The organism is Micromonospora sp. NPDC003241 (genome assembly GCF_053589795.1).
Genome location: NZ_JBSFSO010000030.1, coordinates 1 through 19,304 on the forward strand (window position 1 = coordinate 1; position 19,304 = coordinate 19,304).

At 72.0% G+C, this 19,304-nt stretch carries 18 protein-coding genes; 11 read left to right on the forward strand and 7 right to left on the reverse strand.

Going from position 1 to position 19,304, the window contains the following annotated elements; translation table 11 throughout:
- Positions 1 to 93: 93 nt before the first annotated feature.
- From ACWDVW_RS21930 to ACWDVW_RS21945, 4 genes are read left to right on the forward strand one after another with little or no spacing between them, the layout of a single operon-like run.
- The gene (locus tag ACWDVW_RS21930) at positions 94 to 975 is read left to right on the forward strand and encodes a carbohydrate ABC transporter permease (RefSeq protein WP_396747790.1); all 882 of its coding nucleotides are present in this window, start codon (positions 94 to 96) and stop codon (positions 973 to 975) included.
- Positions 975 to 1,859, forward strand: coding sequence for a carbohydrate ABC transporter permease (locus ACWDVW_RS21935; protein ID WP_449951779.1), 885 nt, complete (start codon positions 975 to 977; stop codon positions 1,857 to 1,859). Before ACWDVW_RS21930 ends, ACWDVW_RS21935 begins: the two co-directional genes overlap by 1 nt.
- A complete protein-coding gene (locus ACWDVW_RS21940; RefSeq protein WP_449951782.1) occupies positions 1,843 to 2,475 on the forward strand; it encodes a hypothetical protein in 633 nt (210 codons plus the stop codon). Before ACWDVW_RS21935 ends, ACWDVW_RS21940 begins: the two co-directional genes overlap by 17 nt.
- The gene (locus ACWDVW_RS21945; protein ID WP_449951785.1) at positions 2,472 to 3,386 is read left to right on the forward strand and encodes a DUF6807 domain-containing protein; all 915 of its coding nucleotides are present in this window, start codon (positions 2,472 to 2,474) and stop codon (positions 3,384 to 3,386) included. The genes ACWDVW_RS21940 and ACWDVW_RS21945 overlap by 4 nt, the downstream gene beginning before the upstream one ends.
- Before the next feature lie 10 nt (positions 3,387 to 3,396).
- Here ACWDVW_RS21945 and ACWDVW_RS21950 read toward each other — a convergent pair whose 3' ends face one another.
- A complete protein-coding gene (locus tag ACWDVW_RS21950; RefSeq protein WP_449951787.1) occupies positions 3,397 to 6,021 on the reverse strand; it encodes a CHAT domain-containing protein in 2,625 nt (874 codons plus the stop codon).
- A gap of 230 nt (positions 6,022 to 6,251) precedes the next feature.
- Here ACWDVW_RS21950 and ACWDVW_RS21955 point away from each other — a divergent pair, with 230 nt between their 5' ends.
- Genes ACWDVW_RS21955 through ACWDVW_RS21965 form a run of 3 tightly spaced genes read left to right on the forward strand, consistent with a single transcriptional unit; the run spans position 6,252 to position 8,612 of the window.
- Positions 6,252 to 7,508, forward strand: coding sequence for a S8 family serine peptidase (locus ACWDVW_RS21955; RefSeq protein WP_449951790.1), 1,257 nt, complete (start codon positions 6,252 to 6,254; stop codon positions 7,506 to 7,508).
- A gap of 32 nt (positions 7,509 to 7,540) precedes the next feature.
- Complete coding sequence (locus tag ACWDVW_RS21960) at positions 7,541 to 8,173, forward strand: RNA polymerase sigma factor (RefSeq protein ID WP_449951793.1); 633 nt, start codon at positions 7,541 to 7,543, stop codon at positions 8,171 to 8,173.
- The gene (locus tag ACWDVW_RS21965; RefSeq protein ID WP_449951795.1) at positions 8,148 to 8,612 is read left to right on the forward strand and encodes a hypothetical protein; all 465 of its coding nucleotides are present in this window, start codon (positions 8,148 to 8,150) and stop codon (positions 8,610 to 8,612) included. Before ACWDVW_RS21960 ends, ACWDVW_RS21965 begins: the two co-directional genes overlap by 26 nt.
- 54 nt (positions 8,613 to 8,666) lie before the next feature.
- Here the strand turns inward: ACWDVW_RS21965 and ACWDVW_RS21970 are convergent, their stop codons facing one another.
- Positions 8,667 to 9,695: a hypothetical protein gene (locus ACWDVW_RS21970; RefSeq protein WP_449951798.1), complete on the reverse strand. Its 1,029-nt coding sequence runs from the start codon at positions 9,693 to 9,695 to the stop codon at positions 8,667 to 8,669.
- 151 nt (positions 9,696 to 9,846) lie between these two features.
- The gene (locus ACWDVW_RS21975; RefSeq protein WP_449951801.1) at positions 9,847 to 10,854 is read right to left on the reverse strand and encodes a LacI family DNA-binding transcriptional regulator; all 1,008 of its coding nucleotides are present in this window, start codon (positions 10,852 to 10,854) and stop codon (positions 9,847 to 9,849) included.
- A gap of 139 nt (positions 10,855 to 10,993) precedes the next feature.
- Between ACWDVW_RS21975 and ACWDVW_RS21980 the strand changes: the two genes are divergently transcribed.
- The 4 genes from ACWDVW_RS21980 to ACWDVW_RS21995 are packed head-to-tail and all read left to right on the forward strand — an operon-like array spanning position 10,994 to position 16,558.
- The gene (locus ACWDVW_RS21980; protein ID WP_449951804.1) at positions 10,994 to 12,304 is read left to right on the forward strand and encodes an extracellular solute-binding protein; all 1,311 of its coding nucleotides are present in this window, start codon (positions 10,994 to 10,996) and stop codon (positions 12,302 to 12,304) included.
- The gene (locus ACWDVW_RS21985) at positions 12,301 to 13,305 is read left to right on the forward strand and encodes a carbohydrate ABC transporter permease (protein ID WP_131054784.1); all 1,005 of its coding nucleotides are present in this window, start codon (positions 12,301 to 12,303) and stop codon (positions 13,303 to 13,305) included. Before ACWDVW_RS21980 ends, ACWDVW_RS21985 begins: the two co-directional genes overlap by 4 nt.
- 1 nt (position 13,306) lies before the next feature.
- Positions 13,307 to 14,167, forward strand: a complete 861-nt coding sequence (locus ACWDVW_RS21990; protein ID WP_131054785.1) for a carbohydrate ABC transporter permease — start codon at positions 13,307 to 13,309, stop codon at positions 14,165 to 14,167.
- A 60-nt stretch (positions 14,168 to 14,227) separates the two neighbouring features.
- Positions 14,228 to 16,558 carry a beta-xylosidase/alpha-l-arabinosidase gene (locus ACWDVW_RS21995; protein ID WP_449951809.1) on the forward strand — a complete coding sequence of 777 codons (2,331 nt, stop codon included), beginning with the start codon at positions 14,228 to 14,230 and terminating at the stop codon, positions 16,556 to 16,558.
- 61 nt (positions 16,559 to 16,619) lie between these two features.
- Here ACWDVW_RS21995 and yidC read toward each other — a convergent pair whose 3' ends face one another.
- From yidC to ACWDVW_RS22015, 4 genes are all read right to left on the reverse strand, one after another.
- Entirely contained in the window at positions 16,620 to 17,534 is a 915-nt protein-coding gene (gene yidC, locus ACWDVW_RS22000) for a membrane protein insertase YidC (RefSeq protein WP_449951939.1), read from the reverse strand.
- Positions 17,535 to 17,703: 169 nt separating this feature from the next.
- Positions 17,704 to 17,985, reverse strand: a complete 282-nt coding sequence (locus ACWDVW_RS22005) for a DUF6412 domain-containing protein (RefSeq protein WP_449951812.1) — start codon at positions 17,983 to 17,985, stop codon at positions 17,704 to 17,706.
- A gap of 47 nt (positions 17,986 to 18,032) precedes the next feature.
- Positions 18,033 to 18,803, reverse strand: coding sequence for a hypothetical protein (locus ACWDVW_RS22010; RefSeq protein WP_449951815.1), 771 nt, complete (start codon positions 18,801 to 18,803; stop codon positions 18,033 to 18,035).
- A gap of 15 nt (positions 18,804 to 18,818) precedes the next feature.
- Positions 18,819 to 19,274, reverse strand: coding sequence for a hypothetical protein (locus ACWDVW_RS22015; RefSeq protein WP_449951817.1), 456 nt, complete (start codon positions 19,272 to 19,274; stop codon positions 18,819 to 18,821).
- Between the last annotated feature and the right edge of the window lie 30 nt (positions 19,275 to 19,304).

Consider the following 19,304-nt stretch of genomic DNA (forward strand, 5'->3'; position numbering starts at 1 on the left):
CGATCGTCTGCTCGACGTCCTGGTCCCGACCCGGGACCGGCCCGCCGAACTCGCCGCCGGCGTCGGGCCGGACGGAACCGGCACGCGGAAGGTCTGGCCGGTTACGTCTTCCTGTCGCCCTGGCTCATCGGTCTGATGGCCATCACGGCGATGCCCATGCTGTTGTCGCTCTACCTCAGCTTCACCAACTACGACATCCTCACCCCCTGGTCCGAGGTGGAGTGGGTCGGGCTGGCCAACTACGAACGGATGTTCACCAGCGACCCGTCGTGGTGGCACTCGGTCCGGGTTACCCTCAGCTTCGCCCTGATCGCCGTGCCACTGAAACTGGCCGCGGCCCTCGGTGTGGCGCTGCTGCTCAACCGGGCCTGGCGCGGGGTCGGGCTGTTCCGGGGTCTGTTCTATCTGCCGTCGCTGCTCGGCGGCAGCGTGGCGCTGGCCATCGTCTGGGTGAACATGTTCAACCGGGAGGGGGCGTTCAACTCCTTCCTGGCGCTGTTCGGCATCGAGGGCAAGCCCTGGGTCAACGACCCGGACTGGGCCCTGGAGACCCTGATGGTGCTGGCCATCTGGCAGTTCGGCGCACCGATGGTGATCTTCCTGGCCGGGCTCAAGCAGGTGCCGACCGAGCTGTACGAGGCCGCGTCGGTGGACGGCGCCGGCAAGTTCCGGAAGTTCGTCAACGTGACGCTGCCGATGCTCTCCCCGGTGATCTTCTTCAACCTGGTGCTGGAGACCATCAACGGTTTCCAGGGCTTCACCGCCGCGTTCGTGCTCAGCAACGGCACCGGCGGGCCGGTCGACTCGACCCTGATGTACACGCTGAACCTCTACATCACCGGCTTCACCGACCTGGAGATGGGCTACGCCTCCGCGATGGCCTGGGTGTTCCTGATCGCCATCGCCCTGATCACGGTCGTCTTCTTCAGCACCGGCCGGTTCTGGGTGCACTACTCCGACGGGGAGGACCGCTGATGGTGGCGAGCACCGTGGCGCCCCCCGTGGCGACCCGCCCGCAACGCCCGCGTAGCCGCTCCTGGCTGCGACTGATCGTGCTGCTGGCCATCGTCGCGGTGGTGCTCTACCCGCTGATCTGGATGATCGGCACGTCGTTCAAGTCGCAGCAGGAGATCGTCAACAACATCGGCCTGCTGCCGGAGACGTTCACCCCGGGCAACTACACCAACGGGTGGAGCAACTTCGACGTCAGCTTCGGCCGGTTCTTCTTCAACAGCGCCATGGTCAGCCTGCTGACCGTGGTCGGCAACGCGGTGAGCTGCCTGCTGGCCGCGTACGCCTTCGCCCGGCTGAAGTTCCGGCTGCGCGGGGTGTGGTTCGCCGTCATGATCGGCACCCTGCTGCTGCCGGGGCACGTGCTGATCGTGCCGCAGTACATCCTGTTCCGCAGCCTCGGCCTGGTCGGCGGCGACTGGCCGTACCTCCCACTGCTGATCCCGCAGTTCCTGGCCACCGAGGCGTTCTTCGTCTTCCTGATGGTGCAGTTCATGCGGAGCATCCCGCGTGAGCTGGACGAGGCCGCCCGGATCGACGGCGCCAACGCGTACGGCATCTTCCGGTACGTCATCCTGCCGCTGAGCCGGCCCGCGCTGGTCACCACCGCGATCTTCTCGTTCATCTGGACCTGGAACGACTTCTTCCGGCAACTGGTCTTCCTGTCCAGCCTGAGCGACTACACGGTGCCGGTGGCGCTGACCCTGTTCATCGACTCCACCAGCCAGAGCGCGGTGGGACCGATGTTCGCCATGTCGGTGCTGTCCCTGCTGCCGGTCTTCGTGTTCTTCGTGGCCTTCCAACGGATGCTCGTCGAGGGGATCAACACCAGTGGACTCAAGGGCTGACGACGGCCACGACCGGCGCCCGCCGCGCCGCGACTGGCGGGACACCGTTCGCGACGCCGCCGACCTGGCGCTGGTCGGCATCCTGACGGTGCTCGCCTCGGTGCCGGTGGTGACCGCCGGTGCCGCGGTCGGCACCGCCAGCGCGGCCGTGCACGACTGGCTGGCCACCGGCAGTTGGCCGACGGCCCGGCAGACGTTCGCCCGGTTCGGCCGGGGACTGCTACCGGGCCTGCCGGTGGCGCTGCTCGGGCTCGCCGCCGTCGGTCTGCTCGCCGCCGACCTGGTGGCGCTGGCCACCGGCCGGGTGCCCGGCGGGGCGCTGGCGTTGAGCGTCACCACCGTCGTCGCGGCGGGCCTGCTCGGCTACGCCGCCGCGGTCGTGGTCGAGGTGGGCTCCACCGGCGGCACCGGCTGGCGGTCGGCCGCCAGCCGGGCCGCCCGGGCCTGCCTCGACCACCCCGCGCACTGGGCCGCGCTGGCCGGCACCACCGTGGTCGCCGCGCTGCTCGGCGTGCTGGTCACCCCGGTCGCGGTGCCGATCCTCGCCGGGTACGCGCTGGCCGCCGTGCACGCGGTGGCCCGCCGCCGGCCGGTCGCCGAGCCGGAGCTGTCGTGACCGCCGCCGACCCGGTCGCCGGTACGCCCGCCACCGACACCGATGATCCGCACCTGATGGTCGCCGGCACCCCGGTCGCCCGGTACGTGCTCGCCCCCGACCTCGACGCCACGCACGGGCCCCGGCCCTACCTGCACCCGGTACGCACGCTGGCCGGCGTGCCGGTGACCGACGCGCTCCCGGCCGACCACGTCTGGCACCTCGGCGCCTCGCTGGCCGTGCAGGACGTCGACGGCACCAACCTCTGGGGCGGACGCACCTACGTCCGCGACGTCGGCTACACCTGGCGGGGCGACCACGGCCGGATCGTGCACGCCGGCTGGGAACACCGGGCGGACGACCGCCTCGACCATCGGCTGCACTGGGGTGACCCGTCCGGTGCGGTGCTGCTCACCGAGCGGCGTACGCTCACCGCCTCGGCGCTGCCCGCCCCGGCGGACGGGATGTCCGACACGGGCCCCGAGGGTGCCTGGCGGCTGGAGGTGACCAGCACCCTCACCGCCCCCGCCGACCGGGACGTGACACTGGGCAGCCCGGCGACCAACGGCCGCCCCGGCGGGGCCGGCTACGGCGGCTTCTTCTGGCGTGCCGTGGCGGACGGGCAGCCCGAGGTCTTCAGCGACTCGTCGACCGGCGAGGAACAGGTCAACGGCGGCGACGAACCGTGGGTGGCGATGCGGGCTCGGGCGCCGGGCGGGGCGGCGTACACCCTGGTCTTCAGCGGCCTCGGGCCCGGCGACCGGTGGTTCGTGCGGACCTCGATGTACCCGGGGGTCTGCGTGGCGTTCGCGTTCGAGGAGACCGTGACGATCCCGGCCGGCTCCAGCCGGCACGGCCGCTATCGGGTCGTCGTCGCCGACGGTGCGCTGGATCGCGCCACCGCTGCCGCGCTGGTCGGCGGCGCGTCCTAGGGACGCCCGGTCATCCGGCGCCCAGGCAGACGAACGCGGCTGCGGTGGCGCGGGCGGCGCTGTCGCCGGTGGCGACGAACGCCTGCTGGGCGTCGGCGAGAGCCGAGGCCGGGCGGGCGCCCGCCCACATCCGTCGGTGCAGGTCCACCATCAGCGCGGTGGTGGGCTCGGCGGGCACCGGCAGGACGGTGGCGATCAGGCACCGGGTACCCAGGGCCAGCAGCACCGCGGCGAAACCCATGATCTCGTCGCCGGGGCGTACGTCGGTCAGCCCCGACTCGCAGGCGGAGAGCACCACGCAGCCGGGTGGCCGGGCGACCCGCTCCCACTCGTAGGCGAACAGCGGCCCGTCTGCCAGCTCCAGCGTGGAGAACTGGGGATTGTCGGCGCGGAAGGTGCCGTGGGCCGCGATGTGCACCATCCCGGCGCCGTCCAGCGCGGCGGTCAGCGCACCGGCGGTGGCGTCCGGCCCGACGAGCGGCCGGGCGCCCGGCAACACCTCGGCGAGCCGTTCGACCTCGGCCCGTCCGGCGGCCAGGCGTGGCCCACTGGCCAGCACCGGCGGGCCCGTCCCCGTGGTCCGCCGATCCGCCAGGAGCCAGGCCGTCGCCGAGGGGGCGACCGTGACGGCGCGTCCGGCGCAGGTGGGCAACCCGGCCCAGGCCACCGAGTGCAGGACACCGACCGGGACGATCACCAGAGGCCGGTCGCCGAGGCGGGGCCGCAACGGATCGAAGAGCTGACTGTCGAGCGCCGCCGCGGCGTGTGCGGCCCCGACCCGTGCGGCGGTCGGATCCCCGCCGACGATCAGCCGGCGCAGCCCGAACCGGTGCCATCGGGCCAGCCTCGCCGCCTCGGCGAGCGGCCCGAGGTCGTGCAGGCTGGCCCGGCCGTCGCGGACCAGCACCGCCTTGAGCCGGTCGCCGTGGGCCACGAGTTCGACCAGGACGCGGGAGCCGAGCCGGTCGGCCAGTCGGCGTACGCCGGGCGGGGTGGTCACCCCGGCCGCGCCGGGCACCCGCCGGGCCAGGTCCCGGATGCGCTGTTCGAGTCGGGTCTGCCGGCCGCGCAGGGCGCGTACCGGACGTCCGGCCAGGACCGCGTCCTCCAGGAGACCGCTGACGAGCCGCAGTTCGGCCAGCGCCGTGACCAGGTCGGGATCGTCGGGCGGCAGGGCGGGCCGCATGCGCAGCGCGTTGGCCCGCCACCGCTCGGCCCAGGCGAGGACCTGTGCCGGCGCGCCGGCCCGGATCGCGATGTCCAGCCCCTCGGCCGCCAGTTCCTGCCCGTACGCCCCGCTGCTGGCCCGCAGTTCGGTGGCGCCGAGCGAGGTCCGGTGCCGGTCGAGCACGCCCAGTCCACGGCGGAGCGCGCGGGCCGCACCCGCCTCGTCTCCGCCCAGCCGACGCGACAGCGCCAGGGCGTACCAGCCCTGGGCGCGTCGCGGGGCGGTGCCCCGGGTCCGCGCGCGGGCGGCGACGGTGAACAGGGCCAGGGCACGGTCGGGGCGACCCGCCGCGCTGGCCAGTAGGCCCGCGTCGATGCGGGTGACCAGCGCGGGGTCGACCCACCCCGTGCCGTCGAGCTGGTCGGCGGTCCGCGTCATCGCCGTGAGCAGGGCCGGCGTCCGGGTGCCCCGGCGGGCCTCGGCGCGTAGCTCGACGTGCCGGGCGAACGCGGCCCAGGTGCGGCGGCCCTGCCGCCGGAACCGGGTCCGGGCGGCGGCCGCGGCCTCGGCGGCGGTGGCCAGGTCACCGGCGAGCAGCGCGGCCCGTGCCTGGGCGAGCAGCGCCTCGGCCAGGTCGGAGGCCATGCCACGACGGCGCACTTCCTGGATCGCCACGGCGGCGACCTGCACCGCCTCGTCGACCAGGGGCACCGACAGCAGCAACTCGAACCGGTCCAGCAGCAGCGCCGGCCGGGGCACGGCGAGGCGTCGGTACTCCTCGCCGACGGCGGCGAAACAGCGCAACGCCGCCGCGATGTCGCCGCGTCGTCCGGCCGCGATCCCGCTGTTCCAACGGGCGTCGGCCGCCGCGAGGTCCAGGCCGAGCCGGTCGAAGGCGCTCGCCGCCCGGGAGAGGTCGTCGGCACCGCCGGTGGTGCCCCGGTGGGCGTTGAGCAGGCCCCGGTTGTTGCGGGCGCGTGCCTCCAGCAGGAGGTCGCCCTCGCGTTGGGCGATGTCGATGGCGAGGCCGTAGTCCCGCACCGCCTCGTCGTACCTGCCGCGGTAGTGCAGCACCACCCCCCGTTGCATCCGGCCGCGACCGGCGTCGGCTCCGGTGAGGTCGGGCAGCGCGGCGGTGACGGCCCGCAGCGCCGCCGCGGTGTGTCCCGAGCTGGCCAGGACGTACCCGAGACTCATCCGGGCCAGCGCCCGGGTCCGGGCCGTGCCCGCGCTGCGCACCGCCCGACGGAGGTGGCGCCGGGCGCCGGCCAGGTCGTTGAGTTCGCGCAGCGCCAGACCGATGGCGCGGTCGGCGGTCGAGCGCTCGTCGTCGTCGGTTCCGGCGGCGAGCACCCGTTCGGCGATCATGATCGCGTCACTGGGGCGGCGCTGGACGGCGTCGAGTGCCGCCTGGGCGGTATCGACGCCGCCGGTGGTGCTGTCGGGCACCGGCGGAGAGTTCACCACCCGTTGAGTATCGTCGATGCCCCGCCGAGTGGTCGACAGGTGACGGTGAGTATGCGCTTGGCATTGACATGCGCCGATCGAAGGGAAGAATTGACCGGAGACCGGGAATCCGCCGCACCACCACCAGTGACGTGCCGCCTCCCGAGTCGTCTGGGGGAGGACCCTTGCTGCCCGACCGTCCCGTCGCACCACCCGTCAGCACCCGGCTGTCCCGACGGCGCCTCCTGGCGGTGTCCGCACTGGCCACGGTGGCGGCGCCACTGGCCTCCACCGCGCGGCCGGCGTCGGCACTCGGCGACGACACCGCCGCCGACGACAGGGCGTACCAGCTCGCGTTCGCCGAGATGCTCGACGCCGACCGCACCGTGCGGCGGTACGCCGTACCGGGCCGGGAGATCTTGTACCGGCCCCGGCAGTTGCTCACCGCTCCCGCCGACGCCCAGCGGGTCGCGGCCTGGCTCAGGGCCAGCGGCAACCCGGTGACGTTCGGCGTCGGCTTCGCCGGTGTCGCCCGGCTGGTGTTCGCCGGGGAGGCCGACATCCCCACGCTCGTGACGAAGCTGCGCGATCCCCGACAGTGGCCCGGAGCGCCGGTGCCGGTGGTCCAACCGCACCACGTCCTGCTCGGGCTCGGCAACATCATGGGCAACCCGGGCGGGCCGCCCCGGACGCTTGCCGCACTGCCGCCGCCGGACCCGGCCCGGCTCGCCGAGGGCGCGGGGGTGACGGTCGGGATCTGCGACACCGGCATCTGCCGACTGGCCGGCAGCCGACACCCGCAGTGGCTCGGCGGCGCGTACCTGCCGGAGGTCGACGACGAGGACCCCCTCTACGTGCACACCGACGTGCTCGCCCCGCAGGGCGGTCACGGCACGTTCGTCGCCGGGGTGGTGCGGCAGGCCGCCCCGGGCGTACGCCTCGACCCCGAGACGGCGCTGGCGCCCACCGGAGTCGGGGACGAGTCGATGCTGGTGGCCGCCCTGAGCCGACTCTCGGCCGAGGTGTCGGTGGTGAACCTCTCCCTGGGCGGCTTCACCCTCGACGACCGGCCCTCGGTGCCGCTGGCCAACGCGCTGGCGGCGATGCCGCAGACGACGGCGGTGGTGGCGGCGGCGGGCAACGCCGGTGCCGACCGTCCGGTCTGGCCGGCCGCGCTGGACCGCGTGCTCGCGGTCGGGGCCGTCGAGACGGGTGCCGCAGGTGCGGTGGTGCCGACGGACTACAGCGGTCGGGGGCCATGGGTCGACGCCTGCGCCCTCGGCCGCCGGGACAGCACGTACGTCGAGGGGCGGCTGCCGTTGCCCGGACGACCGACCCGGCTGTTCCACCGGTACGCCACCTGGGCCGGTACGTCGTTCGCCACCGCACACGTCGCCGGCCGACTCGCCGCCCTGATGAGCGCGGGTGGCCTGAGCGCCGACGCGGCCCGGCTGGCCCTGCTCGCGTCGCCGCGCTGGCACCCCGACTACGGCGTGCTCGTCGCGTGAGCGGCGCAGCGGAGCCACCGAGCGGTGCCGTGGTGACCGACCGGAGCGTACGCGTCCTGGTCGCCGCCGCCGCCGACGGGGACGAGTCGGCCTGGGCCGAGCTGGTGCGCCGGTACACCCCGCTGGTGTACTCGGTGATCCGGTCGCACGACCTGAGCGGCGCCGACGCGGCGGATGTCAACCAGACCGTGTGGCTGCGCCTGGTGGAGCACCTGAGGCAGGTCCGCGAACCGGAGGCGCTGGCGGCCTGGCTGGCCGTCACCACCCGGCGGGAGTGCTACCGGATGTCCCGCCTCGTCCGGCGGACCCAACCCGTCGACCCGTCCGACGGTGCGCTCGACGCCTACCACGGGACCTGGGCGGACGCCGCGCCGCCGGACGAGGACCTGCTGCGGGCGGAACGGCGGCAGGCGCTGCGGGAGGGCTTCGCCCAGCTGCCGCCCCGGTGCCAGGAACTACTCGCCCTGCTGATCGCCGAGCCGCCGCCGAGCTATCGGCAGGTCTCCGACCGGTTGGGCGTACCGGTCGGCAGCATCGGCCCGACCCAGGCCCGCTGCCTGCGGAGGCTGCGGGGCTGCGAGGCGCTGGCGCCGTACCTCGGACCGTGCCCGGACGCCGGACGGCAGGGGGGTGAACGCGATGGAGCCGTGGCCGCCGGTCGATGACGACAGGTTGACGGCCGAACTGGTCGCCGCGCTCTGGGACTCCACGGGAGTGCCCGAGGACCATCTGGCGGCGGCGCGGGCGGCGTTCGCCGAGCGGACGACGGACACCGGGCTGGCCCTGGCCGAGCTGACCTTCGACTCGGCGCTCGAGGCGGAGCCGGCCGGGCTCACCCGCTCGTCCGGTTCGGCGCGGAGCCTGTGCTTCCGGGGTGACGGGATCGTCCTGGAGATCGAGGTGAGCGACGCCGGCATCGTCGGCCAGTGCTCGCCGGCCGGTCGTGGCCGGGTCAGCGCCCGGACCGTGAGCGGGATCTACGACGAGGCGACGGTCGACGCGGTGGGTCTCTTCTCGCTCGGGGTGCCGCCGACCGGCCCGGTGCAGCTTCGCGCCTACCGCGGCGAGTACGCGGTGGCCACCGACTGGGTCTGCCTGCGCTGACGTCACGAGGGTCGTGGGCCCCCTCGACCCACGACCCCCGCGACGCGGTGCGAGCTAGCCCTGCCTGCCGGTGCTGATCAGGTACTGCACACCGCCGAGGTCGGTCGACCGGGCCCCGCTGCTGTCCGGGCCGAACTGGGTCACGGTGAAGGAGATCTCCCGCTGACTGTCCGCCGCAGCGGAGAAGAGCAGCGAGAACTCCGCCCGCTCACCGGGGTTCAGCGCCAGGTTGCCCAGGCTGGCCTTGGTGGGTTCGACGATCTCCACCTGGGTCCGGCCGACCGCCCGGACGCCGGTGCCGACCGCACCCCCGGCCCGCCAGCGCTCGAAGAGGTCCGGGCCGAGATCGACGACGACCCGGCCGCCGATCGCCTGGAGCGGCTCGGCCGCCGCGAAGACGACCTCGTTCCGGGACGGTACGGTCAGCGAGTTGCCGATGGCGAAGGGCCGCACGACCGACGGTCCACCCGCGGTGAGCCGGACCGAGTCGACGTTGCGCCACGCGATGTTGTTGTTGTACCGGGTGTTCGTGCTGATGTCCGGGCCCTCGAAGGTCATCGGGTCGGTCGCGGACACCCAGCGGGCGAGCAGGCAGAAGTGCCCCGGCCCGGGGACACCGGTCCACGGGATGGTGACCGTGGTGACACCCGCGAAGGCGACCACGTTGGCCGCGCCGATCTGGGTCCAGTGGGTCGGCCAGACCGCGCCGCCCCCCGGCGTGGTCCGGTAGACGCGGAGCACCCCGCTGCTGCCGCCCGAGCCGTACGGGCCGGGGTTGCGCAGCTTGATGAAGAGGTAGTTGGTGACGCCGACGATCGGGTTCTGGCTGACGGCGCACTCGACGGCGGTGGGGCAGACCTTGATGTCGGGGCTGGCCCAGAGCGGGTTCAGCGCGTGCGGCTCGACTCCGACGTCGGCGGCGGTGTCCTTGATGTAGACGTCGGTACGGGCCGCTGCGGCGGCCCCCGGTACCGCCTCGACCGGTACCGCCGCGGCGGCGGTGACGGCCAGCAGCCCGGTCAGCACCGCGGCGGTGAGCCCGACCACCACGGCGCCGCGTACCCGTCTTCCTGCACTGCTCATGACACGTTCTCCTATCGAAGGAGCGTGCGCCGGTCACGGTGGGTGTCCGTACCGTTTCGGCGCGATGACGTAGTTCAGGAGCCGGAAATCGCGCCGGTGATACCCGTCGTCAGATGGTGCGAGGACGGGCGAATCCGCCTGCTCGGCGGTGTCAGGCGGGGAACGGGCGGCAGGAGGCGCGGACCACCAGTTCGGTGGGGAGCCGGATGTGGATGTCGCGCTCGACCCCGGCGATCAGGTCGACGAGCAGCCGCAGCGCCTCGGCGCCCATCCGCTGGATCGGCTGCATGATGGTGGTCAGCGGCGGGTTGGTCAGCGCCGACTCCGGGACGTTGTCGAAGCCGATCACGGAGACGTCGTCCGGTACCGACAGGCCCATGCTCCGCGCCACGTCGATGGTCGAGATGGCGGAGAGGTCGTTACCGGCGAAGACCGCGGTCGGCCGGTCGGGAAGGGCGAGCAGTTCGGCGGCAGTGCCGGCGGCGCTCTCGATCCGGAAGCCGCCGACCCGGACGAGCCGTTCGTCGACGGTCACCCCGGCGTCGGCCATGGCCTGCCGGAAGCCCGCCTCGCGCAGCCGGGACGACTCCAGGTCGGCGCGGCCGGAGATGTGCCCGATGCGGCGGTGGCCGAGCGAGAGCAGGTAGTTGGTGGCGAGCACGGCGCCGGCGAAGTTGTCGGAGTCGACGGTGGGCAGGCCGGACGGGCCGGTGTGCGGGTCGACGGCCACCACGTGGAAGCCCTGCTTGGTCTCCACCACCGTGGGGGTGACGATCACGGCGCCGTCGATGAGCGTCCCGGAGAGCCGGGCCAGTGAGCGGCGCTCCCAGCCGACGGCGGCACCGGCCACGTCACCGCTGGAGTACGCCAGCAACTGGTAGCCGGTGCCGGTCACCTCCGACGAGGCGCCCTTGAGCAGTTCGGTGGAGAACGGTTCGAACTCGGCCACCAGGATGCCCAGCACGTTCGTGCGGTGGCTGCGCAGGCTCTGCGCGCCGAGGCTGGCCTCGTAGCCGAGTTGGTGGATGACCTGCTGGACCCGCTCGACGGTCGCCTGCGCCACGCCGTATCGGCCATTCACCACCTTGGATACGGTCGCGACCGAGACGCCGGCCGCTCGGGCCACGTCCGACATGTTCACACGCTGCGGGAACGCCACGCCGACGATGATAGAGGGCTCGACGAGCGCCGCGAACGGCGAGTCGAAAACGTTATCGACACCGATTGACACTGAGTTACACGACTGTAAAACTCGCCGGCAGGCCGAGCACCGCGACTGATACGTCGAGGAGATTCCGATGGCTTTGAAGCGCCGCGTAACCACCGCCATAGCGCTGTCCATCACCACAGCACTGCTTGCCGCCGGATGTGGCGGCGGGGGTGAGTCCGAGGCTCCTGGGGAGAGTGAGCTGTTCAAGAACCCGGTGACCCTGACCTGGTGGCACAACGCCTCCCAGGACGGGCCCGGCAAGACCTACTGGGAGAAGGTCGCCGCCGACTTCACCGCGCTCCACCCCACGGTCAAGATCGAGATCGAGGGGATCGAGACCAACCAACTCCAGCGCACCCGGCTGCCCGCCGCGCTGCTGAGCAACGACCCGCCGGACATCTTCCAGGCGTGGGGTGGCGGCGAGATCCGCGAGCAGGTCGAGGCCGACTACCTCAAGGACATCACCGAGCAGGTGAAGTCGGAGGTCGACAACATCGGTAGCGCCGCCGAGATCTGGCAGGTGGACGGCAAGCAGTACGGTCTGCCGTACCGGATGGGCATCGAGGGCGTCTGGTACAACAAGGACATGTTCCAGCGGGCCGGCATCGCCGCCCCGCCGACCACGTTCGACGAGCTCAACGACGCGGTCACCAAGCTCAAGGCGATCAACGTGATCCCGATCGCGCTGGGCGCCGGTGACAAGTGGCCCGCCGCGCACTGGTGGTACAACTTCGCCCTGCGCGCCTGCTCGGTGGACACGCTGAAGAAGGCCAGCACCGAGACGGTCTTCGACGACCCGTGCTTCGTGAAGGCCGGCCAGGACCTCAAGGCCTTCATCGACACCACGCCGTTCCAGGACAACTTCATCGCCACCCCGGGTCAGAACGACCCGACCAGCGCCAACGGTCTGCTCGCCAACGGCAAGGCCGCGATGGAGCTGATGGGCGACTGGAACAAGGGTTCGCTGGAGACGGTGACCAACGACAAGGAGGCGCTCGACAAGTTCATCGGGTGGTTCCCGGTGCCGGCGATCTCCGGCTCCGCCGGTGACCCGAAGGCGGCGCTCGGCGGTGGCGACGGTTTCGCCTGCGCCAAGAACGCCCCGGGCGAGTGCGTCGAGTTCCTCAAGTACATCGTCAGCCCCGAGGTGCAGAAGGGCTACGCGCAGACCGGCACCGGCCTGCCCGTCGCCAAGGGTGCCGAGGACGGCGTCCAGGACCCGGCCCTGCGCTCCATCCTGGAGGCGACCACCGGTGCGACCTACGTGCAGCTCTGGCTGGACACCGCGTTCGGCAGCACCGTCGGTAACGCGATGAACGACGCGATCGTCGCCATCTTCGCCGGCAACGGGACTCCCGAGCAGGTCGTCGAGGCGATGAAGGCGGCCGCGCGCAAGTGACCGCCACCAACCCCACCACACTGGACCCTGCCGGCGGTGCCTCCGCGCCGCCGGCGGGGCTCCGGCCCGTCCGGCGCCCCTCGAAGGACCGGGCCGCCGAGACCCGACGCAAGTGGTACGAGATCATCGGTCTCACCACCCCGGCGATCGTCGTCTACGTGACGTTCGTCCTCGTACCGATGGGCTTCGCGCTCTACTACAGCCTCTTCCGCTGGCGTGGAGTCGGACCACCCACCGAGTACATCGGGTTCGACAACTACGTCATGGCGTTCCAGGACCCGATCTTCCTCGACGCGTTGCGCAACAACGCCATCATCGTCTTCGGCTCGCTGCTGCTCCAGGGCCCGGTCGCCCTCGGCGTGGCCCTGCTGCTCAACCGGCACTTCCGGGGCCGCACCCTGTTCCGCCTGCTGGCCTTCGTGCCGTACGTGCTGGCCGAGGTCACCGTCGGCATCATGTGGAAGCTGATCCTGACCCCGAACGGCAGTCTGGACGCGCTGCTCCAGTCGATCGGGCTGGGTGGCCTGGTGCAGGCCTGGCTGGCCGACCTGGACATCGTCATCTGGACGCTGCTGTTCGTGCTCACCTGGAAGTACGTCGGCTTCGCCATCATCCTGCTGCTCGCCGGCCTGTCCAACGTGCCGCAGGAGCTGAACGAGGCCGCCGCCATCGACGGCGCGAGCTGGTGGCAGATCCAACGGCACGTCACCCTGCCGCTGCTCGGCCCCACCATCCGGATCTGGATGTTCCTGTCGATGATCGGTTCGTTGCAGGTCTTCGACGTGATCTGGGTGACCTCGGTGCCCGCCGTCCGCTCGCTCGGCGCCTCCGCCACCATGGCCACCTACATGGTGGACAACGGGTTCTTCGCCCGGCTGTGGGGGTACGGCAACGCGGTGGCGGTGATCCTCTTCGTCATCTCGTTCGTCGCGGCACTGCTGTTCCAGCGGTTCCTGCTGCGCCGGGACATCCAGGGTGCCACGACCGGAAGGGCGAACTGACGTGACCGCCAACGCCACCCTGTCCCCGTCCCGCCGGCGTCGCCCGGTGTCGTGGGGCAATCCCCTCACCTACGGGCTGGCCCTCGCGGTCGCGGCGGTGTCGATCGTCCCGGTGCTGTACGTCATCATCGGAGGCTTCCGCACCACCCCGCAGATCGTCGCGAACCCGGCCGGTCTGCCCGACCCGTGGGTCTTCGACAACTACGCCCGGGTGCTGACCCAGAGCGGCTTCTGGACGCAGGCGTTCAACAGCGCCGTGATCGCGCTGGGCACCACGCTCGGCGTCGTCCTGCTCGGGGTCTGCGCCGCGTTCGTGCTGGCCCGCTACACCTTCCGTGGCCGTGAGGTGCTCTATACCTTCTTCACGCTCGGCCTGCTCTTCCCGGCCGGCGCGGCGATCCTGCCGCTCTACCTCATGTTGCGGGACATGAACCTGATCAACTCCTACTTCGCGGTGATGCTGCCGCAGATCGCCTTCGCGCTGCCGTTGACGATCGTGATCCTGCGTCCCTTCCTCTCCGCTATCCCGCGCGAGCTGGAGGACGCGGCCGCGATCGACGGCACCGGTCGGCTCGGGTTCCTCTGGCGCATCATGCTCCCGCTGTCGCGTCCCGCCCTCGTCACCGTCGGGATCCTCGCGTTCGTGGCGAGCTGGAACGCCTTCCTCCTGCCGTTGCTGGTCCTCGGTGACGCCAGCCTGCACACCCTGCCGTTGGGCGTACAGAACTTCTCCAGCCAGTACACCTCGGACACGGCCGGAATCCTCGCCTTCACCTCGCTGGCAATGCTGCCGGCACTTCTCTTCTTCACGTTCGCCGAAAAGCAGATCGTCGGTGGCCTGCAGGGCGCGGTCAAGGGCTGAGCGGCGCGGCCCGACGAGAGCCGACGCGGCGCCAGCACAACACAAAGGGGAAAGCACAGCATGACTGAGGTCCACGGCGTGGTCGGCGCACCGGTCCCGGCACAACCGGGTCCGGGCCACGACCGGCACGACCGGCCCGACCGGCCGGACGGCGAGGCACGGGTCCGTGAGCTGCTCGGGCGGATGACCATCGAGGAGAAGATCGCCCAGCTCGTCGGCTTCTGGGAGAAGGAGGACGGCGAGACGGTCGCGCCGTTGCAGGGCGAGTTCGCCGACGTCGGCAAGCTGGAGACCTTCTCCCGGCACGGCCTCGGGCACCTCACCCGGGCGTACGGCACCCGACCGGTCGACGCCGAGGCCCGTGCGTCCTGGTTGTGGAAGTTCCAGTCCGACCTGGTGACCGGCACCCGGCTCGGCATCCCGGCGATCGTCCACGAGGAGTGCCTCACCGGGCTCTCCGCGTGGAAGGCGGCGACCTATCCCACCCCGCTGGCGTGGGGCGCCGCCTGCGATCCGGAACTCGTCACCGAGATGGCCGAGGCGATCGGGGCGTCCATGCGGGCTCTCGGCATCCACCAGGGGCTCTCCCCGGTGCTCGACGTGATCCGTGACCCCCGGTGGGGGCGGGTCGACGAGTGCATCGCCGAGGATCCCTACCTCGTCGGCACGCTCGGCACGTCGTACGTGCGGGGACTCCAGGCGCAGGGGGTGCTGGCCACGCTCAAGCACTTCGCCGGCTACTCCGCCTCCCGCGCCGGGCGCAACTTCGCCCCGGTGCACGCCGGACCCCGGGAACTCGCCGACGTGCTGCTCCCGCCGTTCGAGATGGCGATCCTGGACGGCGACGCGCGGTCGGTCATGCACTCGTACGCGGAGATCGACGGCGTGCCGGTGGCGGCCGACCCGACCATGCTGACCGGGATCCTGCGGGACCGGTGGGGCTTCGACGGGACGGTGGTCGCCGACTACTTCGGTGTGGCCTTCCTGAACCTGCTGCACCACGTCGCGGCCGACCACGCCGACGCGGCGGTGCAGGCGCTGACCGCCGGCGTCGACATCGAACTGCCGACCGGCGACGCCTACCTGACGGTGGCCGAGTCGGTGCGGTCGGGCCGGCTCGACGAGGCGCTCGTGGACCGGGCGGTGCTGCGGGTGCTGCGCCAGAAGGAGGCGCTCGGGCTGCTCGACGCCACCTTCGACGACGAGCCGCAGCCGGTCGACCTCGACTCGCCGGAGCACCGGTCCATCGCCCGCCGGCTCGCCGAGAAGTCCGTCGTCCTCGTCGCCAACCAGGGCGTACTCCCGCTGTCGGCCGGGCGGCGGGTGGCGGTGGTCGGGCCGAACGCGGACCGGGAGGGTGCGCTGTTCGGCTGCTACTCCTTCCTCAACCACGTGCTGGCCCAGCACCCCGACGTGGAGACCGGCATCGAGGTGCCGACGGTCCTCGCGGCGGCCCGTGCCGAGTTCGGCGCTGACCTGGTGAGCTGGGCGCGGGGCTGCGACGTGGACTCCGAGGACCGGTCCGGCTTCGACGAGGCGGTGGCCACCGCCGCGGCGGCGGACGTGGCGATCCTGGTGGTCGGCGACCACGCGGGACTGTTCGGGCGCGGCACCGTGGGCGAGGGGTGCGACCGGGAGGACCTGGAGCTGCCCGGTGTCCAGCGGGAGCTGGCCGAGGCGGTGCTGGCGACCGGTACGCCGGTGGTGCTGGTGCTGCTCACCGGTCGGCCGTACGTGCTCGGCTGGGCGGTGGACCGCTGCGCGGCCGTGGTGCAGGCGTTCTTCCCCGGTGAGGAGGGGGCGGGCGCGATCGCCGGGGTGCTCTCCGGCCGGGTCAACCCGTCGGGGCGGCTGCCGGTCAGCCTGCCCGGATCGGCCGGGGCGCAGCCGTTCTCGTACCTGCACCCCACTCTCGGCGAGGGCAGCGAGGTGACCAACCTGCCGGCGATCCCGGTGGCCCCGTTCGGTCACGGCCTGTCCTACACCACCTTCGAGTACGCCGACCTGACCGTCCCCGCCACGGTGCCGACCGACGGGGCGCTGCCGGTGACCGTCCGGCTCACCAACACCGGTGCGGTGGCCGGCGACGAGGTGGTCCAGCTCTACGGTCGTGACCTGGTCGGCTCGGTGACCCGGCCGGTGGCCCAGTTGCTCGGCTACCGCCGGGTGCACCTGGAGCCGGGCCAGTCGGTCACGGTCGAGCTGACGGTGCCCACCACCCGCCTGGCCTTCTCCGACCGCAGCCTCACCCGCGTGGTGGAGCCCGGCGACGTCGACGTGTGGGTGGGCAGCAGTGTGCGCCGGGACGCCGAGGCGCGTACCACCCTGGTCGGCGACATCGCCAAGGTGACCAACGCCTCGCCGCGCTGGACCACCACCGACGTGCGCTGACGTCTGTCACCGGTGATCCCGGTACGCCGCCCGGCAAGGGGGCGTACCGGGATCTCGGCGTCTATCGACTGCGCGGCGCGCCCCGGCGGGCGGTGGTCGGCTTCGCGCCCGGCCGGGGCGCGAGCGATCGGGCCGGGGGTGTGGCGCGGGCCGGGGTGGCCGTGGCCCCCGCCTTCGGTGCGCCGGTGGCCGGTGGCGGGTGCTTCCGGAGGACCCAGGTCTGCTGGGCGAGGGAGAACAGGTTCGTGGTCACCCAGTAGATGATCACGCCGATCGGGAAGATCAGACCCGAGACGAGCAGCGAGAACGGGATGCCGTAGAGCATCAGTCGCTGCACCATCCGCTGCTGCGGGTCCTCGGCCCATCCGGTCCGCAGGATCATCTGCCGGCTGCTCAGGTAGGTCGTGGCGATCATCGTGACGATCAGGATCGCGGCGACGATCCGGACGGTCGTGCCGTCCGTGCCGAGCAGCGACAACTCCTGCGCGCCGGACCGGAAGCTGGCGGCGATCGGCGCGCCGAACAACGTCGCCGACGACGCGCTGTCGAACTGGGTGACCGTCCAGCCGTACAGCGTCTTCATGTGCTCCGGCATGGTCGGCTTGAGATGCCGCAGCACGTGGAACAGGCCCAGGAAGACCGGGATCTGCACCAGCATCGGCAGGAAGCCCATCAGTGGATTGGCCTTCTCCGTGCGATAGAGATCCAGCAGCTCCTTCTGCATGGTCTCCCGGTCGTTCTTGTGCTTCTCCTGGATCTCCTTGATCCGCGGTTGGAGCGCCTGCACGGCGCGCTGCGACTTGATCTGCTTGACGAAGACCGGGAACAGCACACCCCGGACGGTCAGCACCAGGAAGACGATGCCGAGCACCCAGGCCCAGTCGGTGCCCAGCGCGGCGGCGTCGCCGAAGAGCATCTGCCAGGCGCCGTGCCAGAACAGCAGAATGGCCGAGATGGTGCCGTAGACGACGGCCATCAGTGGGCTGAACAGGGCGCTCACCGGAGGGCTCCGATAGCGTACCGGTGGCGGAAAGCGGACGAATTAGACATGTAGGTACCCCTCGGAACGCGACACGACTGACGACGGGTGGGACGAGTCAGCAGCGGTCGCCGAGAAGCGGCAGGTGGAACGAGCGACGGTGAGCTCAGGCGACCGCGAGGGTCGCGGTCGGCGCCCTGGGGCGGGCCCGGCCGGCGGCGTCCGGATCGCGGTGTCGGGGCACGCCGGTGCGCCCGGCCCGTTCCCGCAGCAGCCGTCGGGTGATCCGCAGGTCCGGGGCGGTGACCACCCGATGGACCAGGTTCGCGGCGGCGAGCACGACGGTCAGCAGCACACCGGTCGCCGCGGCCGTGCCGGACAGCATGCTGGAGGCACCGACGTCGGCGAGTGCGCCGACGAGGTACCAGATCATGCCGAGCCCGATCACGGCACCACCATATCCGCCCCGCGCACCCAACGGCCGGTGTGTCGGGCCTAGCGGTCGGGATCGGGCTCGGCGCGTAGCGCGGCGGTGGCCCGCAGCGCCTTGACGATCGCCGGGATCGCGCCGATCAGCAGCACCAGCGCCCAGACGATCGCGATGATCGCGAAGAGCAGCGCGCCCAGGTCGTCGAGGATGCTCACCAGGATCACCGGCACCAGGTTGTGCAGGAACTCCAGCAGCACGGTGCAGAGCAGGCTGGTCAGGATCAGCAGGACCAGGCCCTTGTTCTGGAGGAACTTCGGCTGGGCCAGCACCAGCAGCCCGGCCCAGGCGAGCTTGAGCAGCAGCGCCAGACCGAGCAGCACGGCCGCGTCGCCGACCGGGAAGAACCCCCACAACGCCAGGTACGCCAGCGTGCCGAACGGCGGCGCCAGGAACAACGACACCATGATCATCAGCTCGACGAAGGCGACGATCAACGCCACGAACGCCACGATGATCAGGATGATCGAGAAGATCAGCGTCGCGACGCCCTGCACCCGGCCGTGGATCCGTTCGGGCAGCACCAGCCCCAGACAGAACAGCCCGGTGGTCCAGAGCGCCACCGCGTCGACGAGCGCCAGATAGCCGGTGCCCCGGCCGGACGGCTCGCCGACCCCGCTCACGTCACCGACCTCGACCCCGAGATCACCGGCGCTCTCGGCCAGCGCCGCACCGGCATCACCGCCACCCAGCAGCAGCCCGGCACCCCACTCGACGCCCACCGCCAGCACCAGCGCCAGCATCGCCAGCAGCAGGAACGGCTTGCGCAGCGCACCCATCCCGGCCTCCCCGCCTCAGTCCCGCGCGATCGTGACCGGGCAGCCGCCGGAGCAGCTCACCCGTACCGTGGTGGCCCGGTCCACGGCGATCCGGGTCACCGCGCCGGTGCCATCGTCGGCCGGGTTGACGTCGTCCTCGACGGTGAAGTCGGCGTCCCCCGGTGCCGGCGCCTCGACGGTGAACGCCTCCGGGCTGCGCAGGATCAACGTGCGCAGCCCACCCGGGTCGGCCACCCGCAGCTCGCAGTCGCCGGTAACGACCAGCCGACCGGGCGCCTCGGCACAGTCCGCGTCGACGGTGACCGGGTCCACCGCCGACGTCCCGCCGCCAACCCGCCCCAGCAGGTCGACCAGCGAACTACGCGACGACGGGTCCCCCCGCCCCCCGCCCCCCGCCCCGACCGCCACCACGAACAAGACCACCAGCAGCACACCGAGCGCCGCCAACAACACCTTCTGCCGTCCCGTCACCACTGCACCTCGCTCTCGTCGCACGTCGTC